The sequence below is a fragment of the Bradyrhizobium sp. 6(2017) genome, from assembly GCF_011058295.2.
Taxonomy (GTDB): domain Bacteria; phylum Pseudomonadota; class Alphaproteobacteria; order Rhizobiales; family Xanthobacteraceae; genus Bradyrhizobium; species Bradyrhizobium septentrionale.
In genome coordinates, this window is record NZ_CP049289.2 from 4634565 (window position 1) to 4656002 (window position 21438).

Sequence of the window (21438 nt, forward strand, 5' to 3'; positions counted from 1 at the left end):
GTCCTGGCGAAAGCCAGGACCCATAACCACCGAAATTCGTTGGTCGGGGATCGCGGCCCCGGCCTCGTGCGGCAGCCGGCTTTTGGGGTAATGGGTCCTGGCTTTCGCCAGGAGGACGATGAGGATGGTTCTCGATTCAAGGCGTCACACCACGCGCTGTCATCACCCGCGCATGCGGGTGAACCAGTATTCCAGAGACGCCGGTGCTTGAGCCGGAAGGCCGCGGCGTACTGGATCGCCCGGTCAAGCCGGGCGATGACGGTTGTGGTGGGGACGCAGTTGCGCATTCTCGCGACGTGAATTGTCCGAGCCTTGCTCTTCGTTCCGCCCTCTCCTTGATCAGAGGGCGCAGGGAAAGCCGGGTGCCGATCGCACCCATGGGCCCCGTGCAAAAGGTAGAAAGCACGGGTTGGACCACAGGTGTAACCGGAAACAACCCGGCTTTCCCTGCGCGATGGGCTACGGCTTACTTCGTGCTCTCCCCGGCGAGACTGGGCTTGCTTGTCACCGTCTTCGCAACGCGCATCGCGCAATTCGAAAAGACACCTGCCGCTAGGGCGTCAGGACCACACGACTTCACCGTCCGCCTCATGCGCATTCGTCGACTGCGCACTCCGCGTCCACCGCATCTCGACCCACGTTCGTGACGACCGCGAAGCGCCCCTCGATCGGGTGAGACGGGCGAACCATACACCGAGTTGGGTGTTCCGATAAACGGAAATATTTTTGCATAAGGGGCTTGCGCCGTCGGGCAACTCAGTGATTGGCGATCCCGCCGGCCTCGACCTGCGCGGTGATGCGGTCCCGATCGATCCGGGCCTCCCGCGCGCGAATGCGCGAGGGCCATCCGTGCCGCGAGGCCAGCAGCGTGAGTTTGTCCCTGACGAGACCATGCGCGGGAGCTTCGAGGAAGCGCCAGACAAACCACGCCAGCACGACGACGGCCGTGAGAACGAGCGCGGTCGAAAGCGCATCCGGCGTGGGCGTGATCGCAAGCAGGGTCACGTAACCGAGCTGCAGATGCAGCAGATAGAGCGGATAGGTGATGCCGCCCACGGCGCTGACGAGGCCAGCCGGCAGCGGCACCGACTTGATGCGGGTGGCGGCGAACACGATGCCGAGCGAGACGATGCAGATGGCCGTGACGACCATGGGATCGAAGCTGCCATGGGTGTGGACGCCGAGCCGTTCCAGCTTGTGCACGGCCTGGAACGTCGCCGTTCCCATCGCCAGCGTCAGCAGGCTGTAGAGCCTGGTGTCGCGCCGTCCCCGGTAATGTTCATAGATCAGGAGCCCGACGGCGAAGAAGCCGCTGTCGTCGGCCATGAAGAGTTTCTCGAACAGGGGAATGTCGAGGGTCAGTTCGTTGACGAAGGTGATGGCGATCCATGCCACGATGATCGTGTCGATCCGCCGCGGGAAGATGCCCCAGGCCAGGAACAGCGCGACCCAGACGTAGAACACGACCTCGATCACCAGCGACCAGTAGGCGTCGTCCATATAAGGCTGGCCGAACATCGGTGCCGCAATGAACAGGTTTGCCAGCCATTGCCCCCACGTTACGTGGAACCAGGCATGGCCCACCAGCAGCGTCGCGAGGAAGGTCAGCGTCATGCAGATGACGAAGGTCGGATAGATGCGGCTGAAGCGGGCGATCGCGAAGCCGACCGGCGTGCGGCCTTCGGCCGAATAGGCAATGACGAAGCCGCTGATCGCGAAGAACACGGGGACGCCGAGGAATCCATACTGCGCGACCGTCGCGAGATACGGCATCGCGACCTGCTGAACGCCGTGCGATGCGGGACCCCAGAAGCCGTAATGATACAGGATCACGGCCCCGACCGCGGCGAGCCGCAGCAGGTCGAGTATCGGAACCCTGGTCGGGCCCGGTTGCTCTTGAACGTCCGGCATCAGCCGCTCCGGGGAACAGGCCCGGCATTCTGGCGGCGAGGCATGAAGGCGTCCTTAATCCGGCCGGGGCTGAGGCCAGCCCGGCTGTTCACGATTGCAGGAGCCCGGCCGCGATGCCGGCTGCCGCACAGAGGACGACCACGAGCAGCGGCGGGGCGCGCCATGCCGTGAGCAGCACGAAGCCCGCCAGTGCGATGCCGAAATCGAGCGGACGGTGCACGCTGCTGGTCCAGACCGGATCGTAGAGTGCCGCACCGAGGATGCCGACCACGGCGGCGTTGACGCCGCGCATCATCGCCTGCGCAGCCGGGCGCTTGCGGAAGCCGTCCCAGAACGGCAGCGCCGCGAGCAGGACGAGAATTCCCGGCAGGAAGATGCCGACGAGGCCGACGATCGCGCCCGGCACGCCGCCGATCACGGTGCCGAGATAGGCCGCGAAGGTGAACAGCGGGCCCGGCACGGCCTGCGCGGCGCCGTAACCGGTCAGGAACGCATCGTCGCCGATCCAGCCCGGCGTCACCACGGCTTCGCGCAGAAGCGGCAGCACGACGTGGCCGCCGCCGAACACCAGCGCGCCGGAGCGGTAGAAGGCCTCGAACAGGCCGAGGCCCGGCCATGCCCGGGCCAGCAGTGGCAAGCCGGCGAGCAGCGCCAGGAACAGGATCAATGCGCCCACGCCAACCCCGCGTGACACCGGCATCGTGATATGCGTGACGCCGTCGGCCGGTTGTGCCCGGCAGAGCCAGAACCCGGCGACGGCGCCGAGAATGATGGCGCCGATCTGCGCGATCGATGAAGCGCTCGCGAGGATCATCAGTGCCGCCGCTGTCGCAATCGAGGCGCGCTCGCGGTCGGGACAGAGCGACCGCGCCATGCCCCAGACGGCTTGCGCCACGATCGCAACCGCGACGAGCTTCAGGCCATGCACCAGGCCTGCGCCGGCCGGGCCGCTCAATCCACTGGCGCCGAAGGCAAACAGCACCAGCTCAATCGCTGACGGCAGCGTGAAGCCGGTCCAGGCCGCCAGCGCGCCGAGGTAGCCTGATCGCATCAGGCCGAGCGAAAAGCCGACCTGGCTGCTCGCAGGGCCCGGCAGGAACTGGCAGAGCGCGACCAGATCCGCATAGGCCTGCTCGTCAAGCCAGCGCCTGCGGGTGACGAACTCGTCGCGGAAATAGCCGATATGGGCGATCGGGCCGCCGAAGCAGCTGACGCCGAGCTTGAGGAAAATGAGCAGCACCTCGAGCGGCGAATGGCCGGTGCGCGCAGTTGAGGGCGGTGTGCTGGATTGCTGCATATCGGTGTCGTTCAAGTGTCGTCAATTCCCGGACTTGCGTCACATGAAAGTGGACTCATCAGCGAAGGATATCGCCCTTTGGTGACGCCCGAGCGCGATATTTCTTGCGACGCCGCTCAGCCGATCCAGCCGAGCAACCTGAACCAGACGAGATAGAGCGGCGCGAGCACGACGAACGAGATCAGGCCGACGAGGAGGCACATCTTGACCGCTGCGCTGGTCGGCACGCGCGCCATGCCGGCGGCGACGACGATCGGGGCCGCCTGATACGGCAACAGCGGCGTCGCATAGGCGAAGACCTGCGACATCAGCACGGTCGGAAGGCTCAAGCCGGTGTGCGCGGCGAGCGAGGAGGCCAGCGGCGTGAACACCGCGGGGACGCCGTTGGCGGTGACGACGAAGTTCAGCAGGCTGGCAAGCCCGATCATCGATGCGAAATCCGCCGCCGGCCGCGCCGGATCGAGTGGCAGATGCGGAATGATGAGATCGCCGATCGCAGTGCCGAGCCCGGACCAGGCGACGACTGCAGCAAGCCCGAGGATGCCGCCGAGATAGATGCAGGTGCGGACGTTGACGCCGGCGGCGAATTCCTCGCCGTTGAGGAAACCCACGCGCGGCAGCAGGCAGAGGCATGCGGAGACGAGCCCGACCCATGCCGGGCGGATGCCGTGCAGGCTATCCGTCATCCAGAACGCGAGCGTGGCAAGCAGGATGATCGAGAGCCGCCATTCCGCCGCGCTCATGGGTGTCGTCTCGGTGCTGCTCTCGATCGGCTTGGGCGATGCCGGAAACAGCCACACCAGACAGCCGATCAGCACGATGCCCTTGAGGATGCCGATCACGGGCGCGTGCAGCACGAGATACGACATGTAGTCGAAACGCACGCCATAGGCCCGCTCGGCGGCGCCGGTCATGATCAGGTTCGGCACATTCGCCGGCAGGATCGACGCCGAGAGCTGATAGGTACCAAAACCCACCGCGAGCGCGAGCGCGTAGCGGCCCGGCGATCCCTCCGCGAGGCCGGCGCGATCGGCCAGCGCCAGGATGATCGGCATCAACAGCGCGATGCGGCCCATGTTCGAGGGCATCACGAAGGCCAGCGCATAGGTCAGCACAATGACGCCGGCGACCATCCGGAGCCAGGACCCGGTGAGATGTCCGGCAAGGGCGCGCGCGATCCGGTCAGCGAGCCCGACCTTGCGGATCGCGCTGCCGATCACGAAGCCGCCGAGCACCAGCCAGAACGCTTCCGACTGGAAGCCGGAGAACAGCACGTCCGGCGGCGCAGCGCGAAACACCGCGACCGCGGCGAAGAACAGCAGCGCGGTGAGGAATTCCGGCAGCAGGCTGGTGGCCCACAACAGGATGGCGATCGCGGCAAACCAGCCGGGATGGATCAGCGAGGAGGCGGTCTCGGTCATGGCAGGGAATCAAATGGCGCGACGGCGGGACGGTGCGACCATAGCACCGCGGAAGGCGGCTGTGCGGCCGCGGTCAGGCAAGGCTGAGGTGTCGGGACGGTGGGACGAGCGGCGCGCGGCGTGGAGTCAATGTGGAGGCCGATGCGGCTTTACGCGGAACGCCGATGGCAGACGGCTTCGATACGGTTGCCGTCCGGGTCGCGTAGAAACGCTCCGTAATAGTGTGGATGATATTCGGGCCGAAGACCCGGCGCGCCGTCGTCCGATCCGCCTGCCGCAAGCCCGGCACGCCAAAAGGTGTCAACCTGCTCCCTGAGTTGCGCCTTGAAGCACCAATGCCGCCCGTATGCTGCTTCGGGCACAGGTCCTGGGCGGATCAGCAAATAGGTCAGGTCTGGATGATCTGCGTCACAGCGCTCGCCGTAGCTGATCCACGCCTCACCACTGCTCATCTTGGTGACGGCGAGCGCCGCCATCACGGCGTCGTAAAAGGGCTCGGCAACGCGGATGTTGGATACGGTGATGGAGACGTGGTCCAACATGAACGATCTCCTCCATTGACGACGACGGCCGGGCGGGGCGCCCGTTTACCACACGTCGATCCGCTTGGCCCGCCGCGCGCCGCGTCGGGCGGCTCACTCGTAACGCATGTTCTTCGACGGCCGGCGTGCCGCCGGCATCGCCAGCACGACAAGGCAGAGCGCGATCATCGCCAATCCCATAAATTCAAATGCAAATGCGTCCACGGGCCGTTCTCCCCCATTAGAAACAGTTAGACTTGTTGGGGGAGCGTTGACGCGCTGTTAAGCCTTATGGTTACCGCGGCCGGCCTCCTTGCATGGTGGAGGGTGAGTTAACGCTCACGAGGTGCCGCGGGAACAAGGCGATCGCGCTACGCCACGAGCTTCGGCAGCGCGGCTGCGAGTGCGTCCACGGCAAGCCGGACTTTGAGCGGCAGTCGCGGCGTCGGCAGCCAGAGCGCGTGGCAGTCGTAGGGAAATTCTCCTTCGATGCCGAGAACGCGGACCAGCGCGCCGCTGTCGAGGCGTTCGCGCACGAGCCAGGAGGGCAGCCACGCCAGCCCCATGCCGCGGGCCGCAGCGTCGGCGATCGCTTCGAGATCGTCGAGCCTGAGCCGGCCGGCCGGCCAGACTTCGCGCGGCGGCTGACCGTCGCGCGGGAACAGCCACGGGCGAACGCCCCCGGAGCGGCGATAGACGATCGCCTGGTGCTGGTCGAGTTCGTCGAGCGCGCGGGGTTTGCCGTGGGCCTTCAAATACGCGCGCGAGCCGCACACCACCATGCGCTGGCGCGCGATTACGCCGGATTGCTCGTTGAGCTCGCCGGTCCTGATCGCAAGGTCGTAGCCGCCCTCCATCAGATCCGCGACCGGATCGCCGAACGCGAGATCGAGCTCCAGCGCAGGATATTTCTGCGCCAGCTTGAGCAACGTGGGGACGACGCAAATGCGGCCGAGCAGCGCCGGCATCGTCACCCGCAGCCGTCCGCGTGGTTCGGACAGTTGATCGGAAGCGAGCGCGTCGGCCGCGTCCGCTTCGGCAAGCACCGCGCGGCAACGCTCGTAATAGACGTGCCCGAACTCGGTCAGGCTCTGACGTCGCGTGGTGCGGTGGATCAGGCGGACGCCGAGCCGCTGTTCGAGGAAGCGGACATGCTTGCCGACCATCGGACCAGACATCTCAAGCGCCTCGGCGGCGGCGGCGAAGGAGCCGAGATCGACCGCCTTGAGAAAGACGGCCATGCTGGTCAAGCGGTCATCATTCGAAACCCCCAGTTTTGACTGCTTAGTCTGCGGGATGATTTATCTACTGAATTTGCCTTGGCATAGCTCATTCGATTCAACTGTTTTGGAGTGTTGCCAATGGCTCGCGTCGTTCGTTTCCATCAACATGGTGGTCCCGAGGTGCTGCGGATCGAGGATGTGGCGATCGCGCCACCTGCGCGCGGCGAGATCCAGATCCGGATCAAGGCGCTCGGACTGAACCGCGCCGAGGCCTTAATGCGCACGGGCACCTATATCGAGACGCCGACGCTGCCATCCGGCCTCGGCCTCGAAGCCGCCGGCATCGTCGAGGCGATCGGCGAGGGCGCCGGTGGGTTCGCGCCCGGGGATGCCGTCAGCATTGTGCCGCCGATCTCGATGGCGCGGTGGCCGGCCTATGGCGAACTCGCGACGTTCCCGGCCGAACTGGTCGTCAAGCATCCGCCGGCGCTGGCGTTCGAGACGGCGGCCGCAGTGTGGATGCAGTACTTCACGGCATATGGCGCCTTGATCGATGTTGCGAGGCTCGCCCGTGCGGAGTTCGTCGTGATCACCGCGGCCTCGAGCAGCGTCGGGCTCGCGGCGATCCAGATCGCCAATCGTATTGGCGCGATCCCGATCGCGGTGACGCGGACCTCCATCAAGAAGCAGGCGCTGCTTGAGGCGGGCGCTGCCCACGTCATTGCCGCGGCGGAGGAGGATTTGCAGTTGCGGCTCGAGGACATCGCGGGGCCGAACCGTGTTCGTGTGGTGCTCGATGCGGTCGGTGGCCCCGCCTTCATGCCGCTGACATCAGCGATGGCACACGGCGGCATCCTCATCGAGTATGGCGGGCTCAGTCCGGAACCGACGCCATTTCCGCTGTTCACCGTGCTGAGCAAGAGCCTGATCCTGCGCGGCTACCGCGTGCACGAGATCGTCCGCGATCCGGCGCGGCTGGCGGCGGCGAAGGCGTTCACCCTCGATGGGCTTGCCGACGGTGCGTTGAAGCCGATCATCGCCAGGACGTTTCCGTTCGAGGAGATCGTCGAGGCGCATCGGTACCTGGAGTCAAACGTGCAGTTCGGCAAGATCGTCGTGACGGTGTGAGGGCGCCTCACGTCCCGCAGAACGTCTGCGTCACGCGCTGCTCGGGGAGCGGCGGATCGGCGTAGGCCGCGAACTGTGGTTGGTCCTCGAACGGCTTCGCCAGCACCGTCAGCAGCTCCTCGAACGGCGCGTAGTCGTCGTTGGTGACGGCGGCCTGGATCACCGCTTCGATGCGGTGGTTGCGCGGGATGAAGGCCGGGTTGACGGCGCGCATCGCGGCCTTGCGCTCCGCCGGCGTCTGCTGTTCCAGCGCGAGGCGGGCGCGCCAGCGGGGGGCCCATTCGTCGAACGCTGTGGGCTCGAGGAACTGCGCGCGGACGTCGGCGGCGTCATCGTTTGCCGCCTCGCCGAGATGGCGGAAGGTCAGCGTGAAGTCAGCACCGTTCTTTGCCATCGCGTCGAGCAGGTCCTGGATCAGCGCCTCGTCGCCGTCGCGCGCGGTGAAGAGGCCGACCTTGGCACGCAGCCCGGCCTGATAGGCCGCGGTGAATTTTTCCGGGAAGTCGCCGAGGATCACTTGCGCCTGTTCGATCGCCTTCTCCTGGTCGTCGGCGAACAGCGGCAGCAGGCATTCGGCGAGCCGAGTCAGATTCCACAAAGCGATGCGCGGCTGGTTGGCGTAGGCGTAGCGGCCCATCTCGTCGATCGAGGAGAACACCTGCGCCGGGTTGTAGGCGTCGAGGAAGGCGCAGGGGCCGTAGTCGATGGTCTCGCCCGAGATCGACGTGTTGTCGGTGTTCATCACGCCGTGGATGAAGCCGACCAAGAGCCATCGCGCGACCAGCGCGGCCTGTCGCGCGACGACGCCGGCGAGCAGCGCGTGGTAGGGCTGATCGGTACCCTTCAGCTCGGGATAGTGCCTGGCGATGACATGGTCGGCCAGCGCCCGCACGCCGTCGGTGTCGCCGCGGGCGGCGAAGAACTGGAAGGTGCCGACGCGGATGTGGCTCGAGGCGACGCGGGTCAGCACGGCGCCCGGCAGCGCGGTCTCGCGCATCACGGGTTCGCCGGTGACGACGGCGGCAAGCGAACGGGTGGTCGGAATGCCCAATGCGAACATCGCCTCGCTGACGATGTATTCGCGCAGCACGGGGCCGAGCGCGGCGCGGCCGTCGCCGCGGCGGGAAAACGGGGTCGGGCCACTTCCCTTGAGCTGGATGTCGCGGCGGACGCCGTCCCGGTCGATGACCTCGCCGAGCAGGATGGCGCGACCGTCGCCGAGCTGGGGAACAAAGTGCCCGAACTGGTGGCCCGCATAGGCCATCGCGATCGGGTCGGCGCCGTCAGGCAGGCGCTTGCCGGCGAGGATTTCGGTGCCCTCCGGGGTCGAGAGCAGGTCCGGATCCAGCCCGAGCTGGAGCGCGAGCGGCCGGTTCAGCCTGATCAGCCGGGGGGCGGCCACCGGGGTCGGCGCGACGCGGGCGAAAAAGTTCGCCGGCAGCGCCGAATAGGTGTTCTGGAACGGGAAATGGATGGTCATGTCGGGAAGATAGGCCTGCGGGCCGAATAGGCAAACGATTGGCGGCTCCGGTCAGGAAAATCTTCCGTTTGCCCCGAAAACCGGCCGTTCCATTGGTTGCCGCACCCGGCCCCGTCGGGTAAACCCTCCGCAACTTCGGATAGGGCATTTTGGCCCTGTCGCGATTCGACCCTCCGACATCAGTTTTGGAACGAATATGCATCGCTACCGGTCACACACATGCGGCGCGCTCCGAGAGAGCGATATCGACCAGACGGCCAGGCTGTCAGGCTGGGTCCATCGTGTCCGAGACCATGGCGGCGTGCTGTTCGTCGATTTGCGCGACCATTACGGCATCACCCAGTGCGTGGCCGATCCGGACTCGCCGGCATTCGCCGAGGTCGAGAAGTTCCGCTCGGAGTGGGTGGTTCGGATCGACGGCAAGGTGCGCCACCGTCCCGCCGGCACCGACAATCCGGAACTGCCGACCGGCATGATCGAGGTCTACATCAAGGAGATCGAGGTGCTGGGCCCGGCGGCCGAGCTGCCGCTGCCGGTGTTCGGAGAGCAGGAATATCCTGAGGACATCAGGCTGAAGTACCGCTTCCTCGACCTGCGTCGCGAGAAGCTGCACCAGAACATCATGACTCGCGGCGCGGTGGTCGATTCCATGCGCAAGCGGATGAAGGAGCAGGGCTTCTTCGAATTCCAGACCCCGATCCTGACGGCGTCCTCGCCGGAAGGCGCGCGCGACTTCCTGGTGCCGTCGCGGATCCATCCCGGCAAGTTCTACGCGCTGCCGCAGGCGCCGCAGCAGTACAAGCAGCTGTTGATGATGTCGGGCTTCGACCGTTACTTCCAGATCGCGCCGTGCTTCCGCGACGAGGACCCGCGCGCCGACCGCCTGCCGGGCGAGTTCTACCAGCTCGACGTCGAGATGAGTTTTGTCGAACAGGACGACGTGTTCGCGGCGATGGAGCCTGTGATCACCGGCGTGTTCGAAGATTTTGCCAAGGGCAAGCCGGTCACCAAGAACTGGCCGCGGATTCCGTTTGCGGAAGCCGTGCGCAAATACGGCTCCGACAAGCCCGACCTGCGCAACAAGATCGTGATGCAGGAAGTCTCCGAGCACTTCCGCGGCTCCGGCTTCAAGGTGTTCGCGCGGATGCTGGAAGACCCGAAGAACCAGGTCTGGGCGATCCCGGGCACCGGCGGCGGCTCACGCGCCTTCTGCGACCGCATGAACTCGTGGGCGCAGGGCGAGGGCCAGCCTGGCCTCGGCTACATCATGTGGCGCGAGGGCGGCGAGGGCGCAGGTCCCTTGGCGAACAACATCGGCCCGGAACGCACCGCTGCGATCCGCGACCAGCTCGGCCTCAAGGAGGGCGACGCGGCGTTCTTCGTCGCCGGCGATCCCGAGAAGTTCTGGAAGTTCGCCGGTCTCGCGCGCACAAAACTCGGCGAGGAGCTGAATCAGATCGACAAGGACCGCTTCGAGCTCGCCTGGATCGTCGACTTCCCGATGTACGAGTATGACGAGGAGAACAAGAAGGTCGACTTCTCGCACAACCCGTTCTCGATGCCGCAGGGCGGCCTCGACGCGCTGACGTCGCAGGACCCGCTGACCATCAAGGCGTTCCAGTACGACATCGCCTGCAACGGCTACGAGATCGCCTCCGGCGGCATCCGCAACCACAAGCCGGAAGCGATGGTGAAGGCGTTCGAGATCGCGGGCTATGGCGAGCAGGAGGTCATCGACCGCTTCGGCGGCATGTACCGTGCGTTCCAGTACGGCGCGCCGCCGCATGGCGGCATGGCGGCCGGTCTCGACCGCATTGTGATGCTGCTCTGCGGCACCAACAATCTGCGCGAGATCTCGCTGTTCCCGATGAATCAGCAGGCCATGGATTTGCTGATGGGCGCGCCGTCGGAAGCAACGCCCAAGCAGCTCAAGGAGCTGCACATCCGCACCAACCTGCCGGCCAAGGGCTAGCCTTTGAAGTCACCTCGCCCCGCGCTTGCGGGGAGAGGTCGGCGCGCAGCGCCGGGGAGGGGGCATCCCTCCGCGCAACTCATCTTCCGAATTTGTGGAGGCAGCCCCTCACCCCAGCCCTCTCCCCGTAAGAACGGGGAGAGAGAGAAGCGTCACAGCCCGGTCGAGGCCTCGATCCGGAATTGCGCCAGCGCCGATGGCGGATCGATCTTGAGCAGTTGCATCAGCTGAAGCGCCGGCGCTTTGGCGCGCGGCGTCAGCTTGACGACCAGCGTCTGCCCCGGCGTCTCGATGAACCGGCTGATGGCGGTGATGAGGGCAGTGGCGTCGGGATTGCTGCCGCCGATCGCATCGCCTTGCGCCTTGATGCTCTCGAGGATGGCGCTGCGCGCGGCGTCGCGGCCGACATTCTGGCTGCGCGCGTACTGCGCGACCGCGAGATCGATGACGCCGAGGTCATGGACGGTGAGCTCGATCGCGCTGGCCTCGATCTGCGCTGCCGCGCCCATCGCCTCGGCTGCGTTCGCCGAAAATGCCTCGCGCGGCACGTTGCCGAGCGAGACCTTCGCCGACGCCTTCACGAGCCCCGCCATGTCGAACTTGACCGGCTCGAGCGCGAACGAGCGCGACGCCTCGGTCCAGACAGCGCCGAGATCGGCGTCGACGGCCATCCGGTCGATCCCGGCCGCGATCAGCGGCTGCTGCCGCGGGTCGGTGGCATCGACCGGTGCGGCTAACTTCGCGACCAGGCGCAGTCTGCTCGGGATCGATCCGACGAACTGACCCCAGTCGAGGCTGAACACATCGATGTTGACCGGCTTGCCGGTGGATTTGTACGGCGTCGCGACGCCCTTGAGCTCGACGCCCTCGAGCAGCGGAAATAGCGCCAGCGCCTGTTCCGCCGACGGCTTCTCGACGGAGAACTGCGCCGACAGCCGCATGAAGTTGGCGACATCGAGCGACTTCAGCGCGAAGCGTCCGACCTTGAAGGGGCCCTGCGGTGCGCGCCCATCAAGCCCCTCGACGGCAAGCTCGCCGATCTTGCCGTGTTCGAAATTGAATCGCACCGAAGACAGCTTGAGCGGCCCCTGCGGCGTCTCAAACGACAGCCCACGCATCTCGGCATTTCCGATGCCGGCACCCGAATAGAGGCCCGCGACCTTCTCAAGCAGTTCGCGCGCCTGGGCCGGAGACGGCGGCGCGCTGCCCGGCGGCGGGATCATCGCCAGCAGCGCCGGCAGCTGCATCCGCGACGGATTGATCCTGACGTCGTCGACGGTGACGCCCTCGATCCGCATGTTCAGGCCGGGCGTGGCGGCGACGGCATCAGGCGTCACGGTGATCACATAGGGACCGACCGAAACGTGGCCCTGAACCCGATAGTCCCGGTCGTCATTGGCCTTGGCCGGATCGAACATCGCCGCCATCGCACCGACGTCGATATCGGTCGCGGCGATATTGGCGAGGTCGCCGGTCATCTTGACCGGCTTGCCTGCCGCCAGCGAATTGATCCTGAACGCAACCTTGTCGGTCTTGCTCGACGCGATCTTTCCGTCCTTCATGTTTTCGATGGCAAGGCCCGAATAGTCGAATGTGCCGCCGGCGCCGTCGCCGGCATGTGCTGCGGCGCTGAAGGTCAGCGTTCCGGTCAAGTTGGGCGCGGTCACCGACGACGCATTGATGCTCGCGAGCTGGGCGAACGCGAACCGGTACAACTCGACGATGGACGACGAGGCCGGAAGCTGGGGCAGGCCGGCGGGAGCGGAATAGTCCTTCACCGTGATCCGCGGCGCCTTGTAGGTCAGGGAGTCGATCGTCGGGCTCGGCGCCGCCACGCCAATCTCGACATCGCTGAACTCAAGCTTGTCGGCGGAGACCCGTGCCGCGTCCGTTTGACCGAGGCCTGTCATCGTGAGGCTGGCAATCTTGACGCTGACCGGAGATTGCGCTCCCGTCTCGGTGGCGATGTCTGCAATCGTCAAGGTGCGGCTCTTGACGTCGAAGGCGATCTTGCCGTGGCTCGCCTTGGCGCCGGTGACGCGGACCTGCTCGAAGGCGGCCTCGACCTCGCGCGTGACCCGGCGCTGGGCATAGAGGTCGAAGCCGAAGAAGCCGCCGACCGCAATGACAATGACAGCGATCAGGCCGAGCAGAATTTTCTTCATTCGGTCAACTCCGGATCATCAAGGAAAAAAATTGCCAATCCGCGGCCAGAAGGTGCAGCATCACTGAACGGGCCCGCCCGGGCCTGTTGACGGGGATATGATCGGATGTTGCATCCAAGCGGCTGGACATGCTTCACATCCGGCTCGGTTTGCCGGACAACTGACTTTCGCCTGGATTAGCACAGAAACAAGAAATTTGGGCCGGAAACGCGGGGAGCACGCATGTCGTCATCGTCTGAAGAACTCCATAACGCGGCGCTCGCCTATCACCGGCTGCCGCGGCCGGGCAAGCTCGAGATCCAGGCGATCAAGCCGCTTGCCAACCAGCGCGACCTGGCGCTGGCCTATTCGCCGGGCGTGGCCGCCGCCTGCACCGAGATCGCCAAGAACCCCGCCGAGGCGGCGACGCTGACCGCCCGCGCCAATCTGGTGGCTGTGGTCTCGAACGGCACGGCCGTGCTCGGTCTCGGCAATATCGGTCCGCTGGCCTCCAAGCCCGTCATGGAAGGCAAGGCGGTGCTGTTCAAGAAATTCGCCGGCATCGACGTGTTCGATATCGAGATCAAGGCCGACACGATCGAGCGCGTGGTCGAGACCGTGGCGGCGCTGGAGCCGACCTTCGGCGGCATCAATCTGGAGGACATCCGCGGGCCGGAGTGTTTCGAGATCGAGACGCAGCTCAAGGAGCGCATGAAGATCCCGGTGTTCCACGACGACCAGCATGGCACCGCCATCATCGTCGCAGCCGCGATCGTCAACGCGCTGCTGCTGAACGGCAAGAAGCTGCCCGACGTCAAGATCGTTTGCTCAGGTGCCGGCGCGGCGGCGATCGCGACGCTCAACCTGCTGGTCTCGATGGGGGCGCAGCGCAAGAACATCTGGGTCTGCGACATCGACGGCGTGGTCTATGAAGGCCGCAACACCACGATGGATCGCTGGAAGGCGGTCTATGTCCAGAAGACCGACGCGCGCGTGCTGGCGGACGTGATTCCGGGCGCGGACATCTTCATCGGGCTTTCGGCGCCGGGCGTGCTGAAGCCGGAGATGGTCAAGCAGATGGGGGATGGGCCGCTGGTGATGGCGCTCGCCAATCCGGTGCCCGAGATCATGCCGGAAGAGGCGCGGGCGGCGCGACCGGATGCGATGATCTGCACCGGACGGTCGGACTATCCGAACCAGGTCAACAACGTGCTCTGCTTCCCCTTCATCTTCCGCGGCGCGCTCGACGTCGGCGCCACCGCGATCAACGAGGCGATGAAGCACGCCGCGGTGGATGCGATCGCGCAGCTCGCGCGCGATCCGCCGTCGGATGCGGTGGCCCATGGCTTCGAGACCGGCGAGACGCAAGGGTTCGGCCCGGGCTCGCTGATCCCGAGCCCGTTCGATCCGCGCCTAATCCTGCGCATCGCGCCGGCCGTGGCCAAGGCCGCGATCGAGTCCGGCGTCGCGACACGACCGATCACCAATTTCGACGAATACGCCGCCAATCTCGAGCGCTTCTCGTTCCGCTCCGGCCTCACCATGAAGCCGGTGTTTGCCAAGGCCAAGACCCAGCCGGTGCGCGTGATCTACGCTGAAGGCGAGGATGAGCGCGTGCTGCGCGCGACTCAGGTGGTGCTTGAGGAGAAGCTGGCGCGGCCGATCCTGGTCGGCCGTCCATCGGTGGTCGAGACCAGGATCAAGCGCTTCGGCCTGTCGATCAAGGCCGGCCGCGATTTCGACCTGGTCAATCCCGAGGACGATCCGCGCTACCGTTCCTACGTGCAGTCCTATATCGACGTCGCCGGCCGGCGCGGGGTGACGCCTGAGGGCGCGCGGACCGTGGTTCGCACCAACAACACGGTCATCGCGGCGCTCGCGGTGTCGCGCGGCGAGGCCGATGCGATGCTGTGCGGCGTCGAGGGCCGCTACATGAGCCATCTGCGCCATGTTCGCGAGATCATCGGCTTCCTGCCGGGGGTCAGCGACTATGCCGCGCTGGCGCTGATGATCACCTCCACCGGCGCGCATTTCCTCGCCGATACCCAGGTGCGGCCGAACCCGAGTGCGGAGGAGCTCGCCGAAGTGGCGTCGCTCGCGGCGATTCACGTTCAGCGCTTCGCCTTCAAGCCGAGGGTCGCCTTCGTGTCACATTCCGACTTCGGCAGCTATGATACGGACTCTTCGCGCAAGATGCGGCGGGCCACCCAGCTCCTGAAGGACAAGCATCCGGAGATCGAGGCCGACGGCGAAATGCAGGGCGACACAGCGCTGTCGGCGGTGGCGCGCAAGCTCGTGCTGCCGCAATCGCGGCTGGAAGGCGAGGCCAACATCCTGATCATGCCGAACCTCGACGCCGCCAACATCGCCTACCAGATGATCAAATCGCTGGCCAACGCGCTGCCGGTGGGGCCGATCCTGATCGGTCCGGCGCGCCCGGCGCACATCCTCACCCCCGGTGTGACGGCGCGCGGCATTCTCAACATGACGGCGGTTGCCGCCGTCGAAGCCCAGGAGCGCGCTGGCCGCGCGCAGCCGACGCTCTTTGGCTGAGACCGATTCGATTTGATCGAAGCAGGTGGAGCGACCATAATCGCTCCGCCTGCTTCGTCCGATTCTGCCATCCAGTGAGGCCGACCCATGCCAGCGTTGATCACCTTCGGGCGCGTTCTGTTCGCCGTGCTGTTCCTGTATTCGGGGGCGACCAAGCTCTTCGGCATCCAGGTGACTGCGGACGTGCTCACGGCCAAGGTGACCGTTCCCGCCGTGATCGCGCCCTATACGCAGCAGATCGAAACCTTCGCTAGCATGCCGTTCATGCAGCTCCTGGCGATCACGATCGGCGCCTTCGAGATCATCGCCGGGTTGATGATCGCGGTGAACGTGCTGACGCGGTTCTTCGCGATCCTTTTGATCATCTTCGTCTGCTTTGCGACCTTCTACTTCCACGATTTCTGGAATCAGGCGGCGCCCGACAACGGCAAGACCCTGATGGAGGCGCTGAAGAACCTGTCGCTGATCGGCGCATTGTTCATCATCGCCGGCTACGGTCGCGGCCCGCGCCGCGATGAGCCGGCGTATGGGGACGTGTAGGGCGCGATCACAGTAGGATGGGTAGAGCGCAGCGAAACCCATCACCTTTGTGCTGAGAGATCGATGGGTATCGCTGCGCTCCACCCATCCTACGGGGGCAGCTCACGCCGCCACGGCGTCACGCTGACATCCTGCGCGGCATCGATCAGTTGCGGCGCGTCGGCGCGAAGCCCGTGCGCAGCAAGCACCTGCTGCGGGGTGCGGGCAGGGACGCCCGGAAAGCACGGCTCGCCCTCGGGGATGCGCACCCTTGGCGCGACCGACAGCCAGAACGTGTCGTAGCGGTCCATGAACATGCCGAACACGCCGGGGCCGCCGATGATGGCAACCATGCCCGATGTCACGCCGGCTTCGCGGCTCGCCGCCTCGAACGGGCAGCCGGCCGGATTCCACAACAGGGCCTTCGGATTGTCCGGATCGGGCGCGGTGGCCGCGACCTTGCCGGTCAGGATCAGGCGGCGCCGCTTCGGCGCGTTCGGCTGCTCTTCCTGGGAGTGACGGCCATGCACGACGAGGTCGGCGCGGTCGAGAGCCGCGGTGAAGAACCGCTTGTCGCCCTCGATCTTGAGATCGTCGGGCATCACATTGTGCGCATTCGCCAGCCGGCCATCGGCGGAGACGATGACGAACCCTTCGATACGCAACCCGGAAACCAGAGCCATTTCCGCTCCGATCGAATCGGAACGGGGCTCTGGATTGTTGTTTTGACGCGTTTTCTTCACGCGAACCGGTACCCACTTCGCTCGAAAACGCTCTAGAACTGTCGCGCGCGCTATTGCTGGTCGACCGTGGTGACGACGCTGTTCACCGGCCGCGAGCTCACGGTCGGCAGCTTGACGTCCTTGGCGAGCTCCTGCTCGTATTGCGGCAGCACCGTCACCGGGAATTTGGCGCGCATCGCCACCACCTTGTAACCGCCGGCCTTGAGCTGCTGCAGCAGCGCGGGCAGCGCCTCCGCGGTGTGCTTCTGGAAGTCGTGCATCAGGATGATGCCCTTGCCGAGCTTGTTCAGCTTCTTCATCACCGTGTCGATCACCTGCTGCGGCTTGCTCGACTTGAAGTCGAAGGAGTCGAGGTCGCAGGAGAAGATCGCGATGTTGCGGTTGCCGAGATAGGTCACCATCTCCGGCGGATGCTGCAGCGCCGGGAAGCGGAAGAACGGCGAGGGTGAAACCTCGAGCGCCCATTTGACCGCGGCGTAGCCGCGCTCGATCTCGTCCTTCTTCTGATCCTCGGTCAGCTTCTTGTTGTTCAGATTGGCGTGCGACCAGGTGTGCGCGCCGACCGTGTGGCCGGCGGCATAGACCTGACGCAGGATTTCAGGGTGATAGGTGGCGTGCTTGCCGATCGGGAAGAAGATGCCCGTGGTGCATTCATCCGCGAGCGCCTTCAACACCGCGGGCGTGTTGGCCGGCCACGGACCGTCGTCGAAGGTCAGCACCACTTCATGGTCGCGCAGGAAGTCGAGCTGCTTGAAATGCTCGAAGCCGAAGCCGGGCCCGCCGGTGGTGTCGATCTCGACGGTGCGGCCGACGCCGAGCGCGTTCGGATTGTTGCAGGCAGCGCGCGCCGGCTGCGGCGGTTGCTTCGGCGGCACTGGTGCGGCGTTTGCGGTGGCGGGCGCAGGTGCCGCGGCGGCGGGCGCTGGCGCTGCGGCCGCTGGTGCTGCCGCCGGCGCTGTGGCGGCGCCCTTGGCCGGCGCTGCCGCAGCGCCCTTGGCGGGCGGCGTCTGCGACCAAGCTGCGCTCGACGCGAGCAACGATACGGTCCCTGCGAAAATCAGACCTGCCGCAATGCGCATGGCGTGTTCCCTGCTGATCGCGCTCCCGTGCCGCCGTTGCCGCACCCGGACCGCTTCACTCCCAACCGATCGTACCCTAGTCGCAGTCGCGACGCCAAGGCAATGAAGGTGGGCGGGCGCGTGCTCAATATCCCAGTTAATTCCGGGGATTATCGGGGCCTTTCAGGCTGCCGCCAGCGCTCGTGCGATTGCGGTCTTGATGCGGGTGTCGTCGGGTGTGACCGACTCAGGGAAGACGTCGGCGATATAGCCGTCGCGGCCAATCAGGTATTTGTGGAAATTCCAGCGCGGCACGTCCTTCGGCCGCGCCTCGGCCGCCCAGCGGTAGAAAGGATGCGCGCTCGCGCCGCGGACCACCGCTTTCGCTGCGATCGGGAAGGTGACGCCGTATTGATGCTGCGCGGCCTCGGCGATCTCGGTCGGGCCGCCGGGCTCCTGGCCGCCGAAATCATTCGAGGGCACGCCGATGATCACGAAGCCGCGCTCGCGGAATTCGCTCCACAATTGCTGCAGGCCGGCATATTGCGGCGTGAAGCCACAGAGCGAGGCCGTGTTCACGATCATCAGGGGATGGCCGGCATAGTCGGCAAGGCTGATATCGCCGCCCGAGAGTGCGGGGAATGAAAAGGCGTAGGCCGTGATCCGGCTCATTGCGGGCTGCTCCGCATGCAGCGCACGCGATCCTGCGGCCGCGGCCAAGGCCGTCACGATCAGTGTTCGGCGGTCGATCATGATGATGTCCCCGGATCGGATGTGCCTGACATCATAATCCAGAGCGCAGGCTCAGGCATTCAACAAGGTGTTACGGAAGAGAACATCTTAGCCGTCATGGCCGGGACAAGCCCGGCCATGACGGAAGGTGATTTTCGCTCTCCGGAAGAGGGTTGGAGAGGTACAGCCCGAAAGCTTAGCGCAGCGGCAGGATGAAGTCGGTGCCTTCGCCGGTCTCACCCTGGTTGACGCCGAGGTCGGAGACGATGATCGAGCCGCCGGTGCCGAGCGCTTCGCTGATCCGGGCCATCACGTCTGATGGAATCGAGATGCGGTCGAGTGCCTCGGCGGGGGTATTCGTCGCCGGCTGCGGCTTGGCCTCGACCGGCACGGCCACCTTGCGGCGATGCGAGACATGCTCCTCGGCATCGATACGGGCGGCATTGCGGGTCGGCAGCGTGACCACCGACCAGCGCAGCAGGTTGGTATCCGTCTTGTCGGCTTCCGCGGTGAAGACATGCGTGCCAAGCGGCCGGTCGCTCGCGGCGATCGTCACCGGCACGTCGAACAGCGGCGCAAAGTTCTGCCGCACATAGAGCTTGGAATCCTTGCGGCTGATGAACACCGCGATCTGGCCGGCGCGCTTCGACACGTCGATCCTGGCGACGCCCGGCAGCCGTGCCGTATCCTTGGCAGCGTCCTTCTTGGCATCGGGCGCGTCGGCCGCGGTTGCCGGCTCGGCGGGCTTGTCAGCCGGCTTGACTGCATCCACCGCCTTGGCAGCGTCCTTGCTCGCGTCCCTGGCGGCATCAGCCTTAGGCGCATCGGTCTTCGTATCGGTCTTGGGTGCCTCGGCAATGCCGGGCTTGGCGGCGTCCGCTTTCGGCTCGTCAGCTTTGCCTTCGGCCTTCACCGGGTCGTTCGCGGAGACCTCGGTCTTCGGCTTGTCGGTGCTGCCGGTGGTTTCGCCGACCGTCTTGTCGTCGGGAGCGGAATTGGTCTCGGCCGGCTGGTCGGTCGCGGTCTCAGCTTGGACCGTCTCGGGCTTGTCGGCTGCAAGCTTGTCGGCGATCGCGTCCCGTGTCGCCGAGGAGGACGCGTCGGACATCGTCACCGACGCGCTCGCCGCCGGCATCGCATCGGTGGCGTCGGCGGTGTGGGTGTTGTCGCGCAGCGAAGCGGGCAAGGCGGCGTGGCCGACGCTGGTGCGCAAATCGAGACCGGACTGCTTGTCGGCGCCCTTGTCGGTCTTGACGCCGAGCGGCGCATCCATCTTCAGGATCTCGTCGGCAACCGGCTGCTGCGGCGTGATCTTCTGCGTCACCAGCAGCGGATGCGAGAAGTTCTCCGGCGTGATCGTGCCCGGCGTGACGAACACGCGGGCGCCCATTCGCGTCCAGCCGTACATCTTGACCGCAAACGACATCGGCATGCGGATGCAGCCATGCGAGGCCGGATAGCCGGGCAGCACACCGGCGTGCATGGCGATGCCCGACCAGGTGATGCGCTGCATGTACGGCATCGGTGCGCCGCTATAGATGTTGGACTGGTGGTACTTCTGCTTCTGGATGACGCTGAAGACACCCATCGGGGTCGAGTGCCCCTTCATGCCCGTCGACACCGGGCTCTCGGCATAGAGGCCGTTGGCGTCGTAGACGCTGACGCGCTGCTGGTCGACCGAGACCGAGATGATCAGGGGGCCCTGCGGCTTGGCGCCAGCCTCCTTCTCGAGCGCCGGATTTTTCTTGGTCAGATTGCGCTTCGGCTTCGGCCGGGCCGGCCGCGGCATCGGCTGGTAATCACCGTAGTAGCCGGAATCACTGTTCCAGTAGAACAGCGCAGCATCGGCCTGTGAGGAGGCGGCGACGGTGCCGGCTGCAGTCAAAACTGCAAACTGCCAGAACCGCCTATTGGCAGAATCAAAAATCGAAATCCGCCGTCCCGTTCCGTGCATATTCCGAATCCCAGTCCAAACTATTCCTTGGTTGTCGCAGACGTGGAACGCGTTCACCAGCGTATGCGATTAACCCTTCCGTGAGGCGCGTATTTTTCGCCAAAAGCGTAGCAAAAAAGCCTCACAAGAGGTTAAACGCCCAGCCTGATCACCGAGCCGTCAGCGCCTTCCTGTGCGGCGTTTGCGCACTACATAGGCGGGACCCACCCCGCGGAGACCTCAATGACATCGAGAAGTGTGAGCTTGTGTGACGTGAGACTGTTGTCTCGATGGGGGTGCGCAATGCTGCTGATGGTGCTGGGTTTGGGGCTGGCCCGTCCGGCGGCCGCGACAGATGAGCCGGACCTGATCTTTCGCCGCTCCACGGTGTTCAAATTGATGAGCCCCAACGACAAGCTCGCGACCTACGGCGTCGACGACCCCGAGGTCGAAGGTGTCGCTTGTCACTTCACGGTGCCGGAGAAGGGCGGCTTCAAGGGCTGGCTTGGGCTTGCCGAGGAAGTCTCCGATATCTCGCTGGCTTGCCGGCAGATCGGGCCGATCCGCTTCAAGAACAAGCTCGGCCAGGGCGACGACATGTTCAGCAAGCGCCGGTCGCTGTTCTTCAAGAAGATGCAGATCGTGCGCGGCTGCGACGCCAAGCGCAACGTGCTGGTCTACATGGTCTATTCGGACAGGCTGATCGAGGGCTCGCCGAAGAACTCGACCTCGTCGGTGCCGATCATGCCGTGGGGCCCGACCGACGCCGCCATCCAGAAGTGCGGCGAGTTCATTCAATAGGC

General features: G+C 65.6%; 16 protein-coding genes. 5 read left to right on the plus strand and 11 right to left on the minus strand.

Annotated features, from left to right (window positions below):
* Positions 1-756: 756 nt before the first annotated feature.
* The 5 genes from G6P99_RS21540 to G6P99_RS21560 form a co-directional block, all read right to left on the minus strand.
* Entirely contained in the window at positions 757-1911 is a 1155-nt protein-coding gene (locus G6P99_RS21540) for an acyltransferase family protein (RefSeq protein ID WP_246709596.1), read from the minus strand.
* 88 nt (positions 1912-1999) lie between these two features.
* Positions 2000-3208, minus strand: a complete 1209-nt coding sequence (gene chrA, locus G6P99_RS21545; RefSeq protein WP_165128949.1) for a chromate efflux transporter — start codon at positions 3206-3208, stop codon at positions 2000-2002.
* 116 nt (positions 3209-3324) lie between these two features.
* Positions 3325-4629: an SLC13 family permease gene (locus G6P99_RS21550; protein ID WP_165123392.1), complete on the minus strand. Its 1305-nt coding sequence runs from the start codon at positions 4627-4629 to the stop codon at positions 3325-3327.
* A 149-nt stretch (positions 4630-4778) separates the two neighbouring features.
* Positions 4779-5171 carry a VOC family protein gene (locus G6P99_RS21555; RefSeq protein ID WP_029082276.1) on the minus strand — a complete coding sequence of 131 codons (393 nt, stop codon included), beginning with the start codon at positions 5169-5171 and terminating at the stop codon, positions 4779-4781.
* Positions 5172-5521: 350 nt separating this feature from the next.
* Positions 5522-6391 (minus strand): LysR family transcriptional regulator, encoded by an 870-nt coding sequence (locus G6P99_RS21560; protein WP_165128951.1) that lies wholly within the window; start codon positions 6389-6391, stop codon positions 5522-5524.
* A gap of 120 nt (positions 6392-6511) precedes the next feature.
* On the opposite strand from G6P99_RS21560, the gene G6P99_RS21565 reads away from it, so the two are divergent.
* Positions 6512-7501 carry a zinc-dependent alcohol dehydrogenase family protein gene (locus G6P99_RS21565; protein ID WP_029082274.1) on the plus strand — a complete coding sequence of 330 codons (990 nt, stop codon included), beginning with the start codon at positions 6512-6514 and terminating at the stop codon, positions 7499-7501.
* A 7-nt stretch (positions 7502-7508) separates the two neighbouring features.
* Here the strand turns inward: G6P99_RS21565 and G6P99_RS21570 are convergent, their stop codons facing one another.
* Positions 7509-8981, minus strand: coding sequence for a protein adenylyltransferase SelO (locus G6P99_RS21570; RefSeq protein ID WP_029082273.1), 1473 nt, complete (start codon positions 8979-8981; stop codon positions 7509-7511).
* Between the two features lie 196 nt (positions 8982-9177).
* Between G6P99_RS21570 and aspS the strand changes: the two genes are divergently transcribed.
* Entirely contained in the window at positions 9178-10953 is a 1776-nt protein-coding gene (aspS, locus tag G6P99_RS21575; RefSeq protein ID WP_029082272.1) for an aspartate--tRNA ligase, read from the plus strand.
* Positions 10954-11105: 152 nt separating this feature from the next.
* Here aspS and G6P99_RS21580 read toward each other — a convergent pair whose 3' ends face one another.
* Positions 11106-13118, minus strand: coding sequence for a hypothetical protein (locus tag G6P99_RS21580; protein ID WP_029082271.1), 2013 nt, complete (start codon positions 13116-13118; stop codon positions 11106-11108).
* A 222-nt stretch (positions 13119-13340) separates the two neighbouring features.
* Between G6P99_RS21580 and G6P99_RS21585 the strand changes: the two genes are divergently transcribed.
* Positions 13341-15650 carry an NADP-dependent malic enzyme gene (locus G6P99_RS21585; RefSeq protein WP_029082270.1) on the plus strand — a complete coding sequence of 770 codons (2310 nt, stop codon included), beginning with the start codon at positions 13341-13343 and terminating at the stop codon, positions 15648-15650.
* An 87-nt stretch (positions 15651-15737) separates the two neighbouring features.
* On the plus strand, positions 15738-16190 hold the full coding sequence (locus G6P99_RS21590) for a DoxX family protein (RefSeq protein ID WP_029082269.1): 453 nt from the start codon (positions 15738-15740) through the stop codon (positions 16188-16190).
* 89 nt (positions 16191-16279) lie between these two features.
* Here G6P99_RS21590 and G6P99_RS21595 read toward each other — a convergent pair whose 3' ends face one another.
* The 4 genes from G6P99_RS21595 to G6P99_RS21610 all read right to left on the minus strand — a co-directional run bounded on the left by G6P99_RS21595 (position 16280) and on the right by G6P99_RS21610 (position 20656).
* Positions 16280-16852, minus strand: coding sequence for a dihydrofolate reductase (locus G6P99_RS21595; protein WP_029082268.1), 573 nt, complete (start codon positions 16850-16852; stop codon positions 16280-16282).
* 110 nt (positions 16853-16962) lie between these two features.
* Complete coding sequence (locus G6P99_RS21600) at positions 16963-17991, minus strand: polysaccharide deacetylase family protein (RefSeq protein ID WP_029082267.1); 1029 nt, start codon at positions 17989-17991, stop codon at positions 16963-16965.
* 162 nt (positions 17992-18153) lie between these two features.
* Positions 18154-18723, minus strand: a complete 570-nt coding sequence (locus G6P99_RS21605) for a glutathione peroxidase (protein WP_165123394.1) — start codon at positions 18721-18723, stop codon at positions 18154-18156.
* Positions 18724-18898: 175 nt separating this feature from the next.
* Positions 18899-20656, minus strand: coding sequence for a L,D-transpeptidase family protein (locus G6P99_RS21610; protein WP_035977236.1), 1758 nt, complete (start codon positions 20654-20656; stop codon positions 18899-18901).
* A 222-nt stretch (positions 20657-20878) separates the two neighbouring features.
* Between G6P99_RS21610 and G6P99_RS21615 the strand changes: the two genes are divergently transcribed.
* A complete protein-coding gene (locus G6P99_RS21615) occupies positions 20879-21436 on the plus strand; it encodes a CreA family protein (protein ID WP_029082264.1) in 558 nt (185 codons plus the stop codon).
* The last annotated feature ends 2 nt before the right edge of the window (positions 21437-21438 follow it).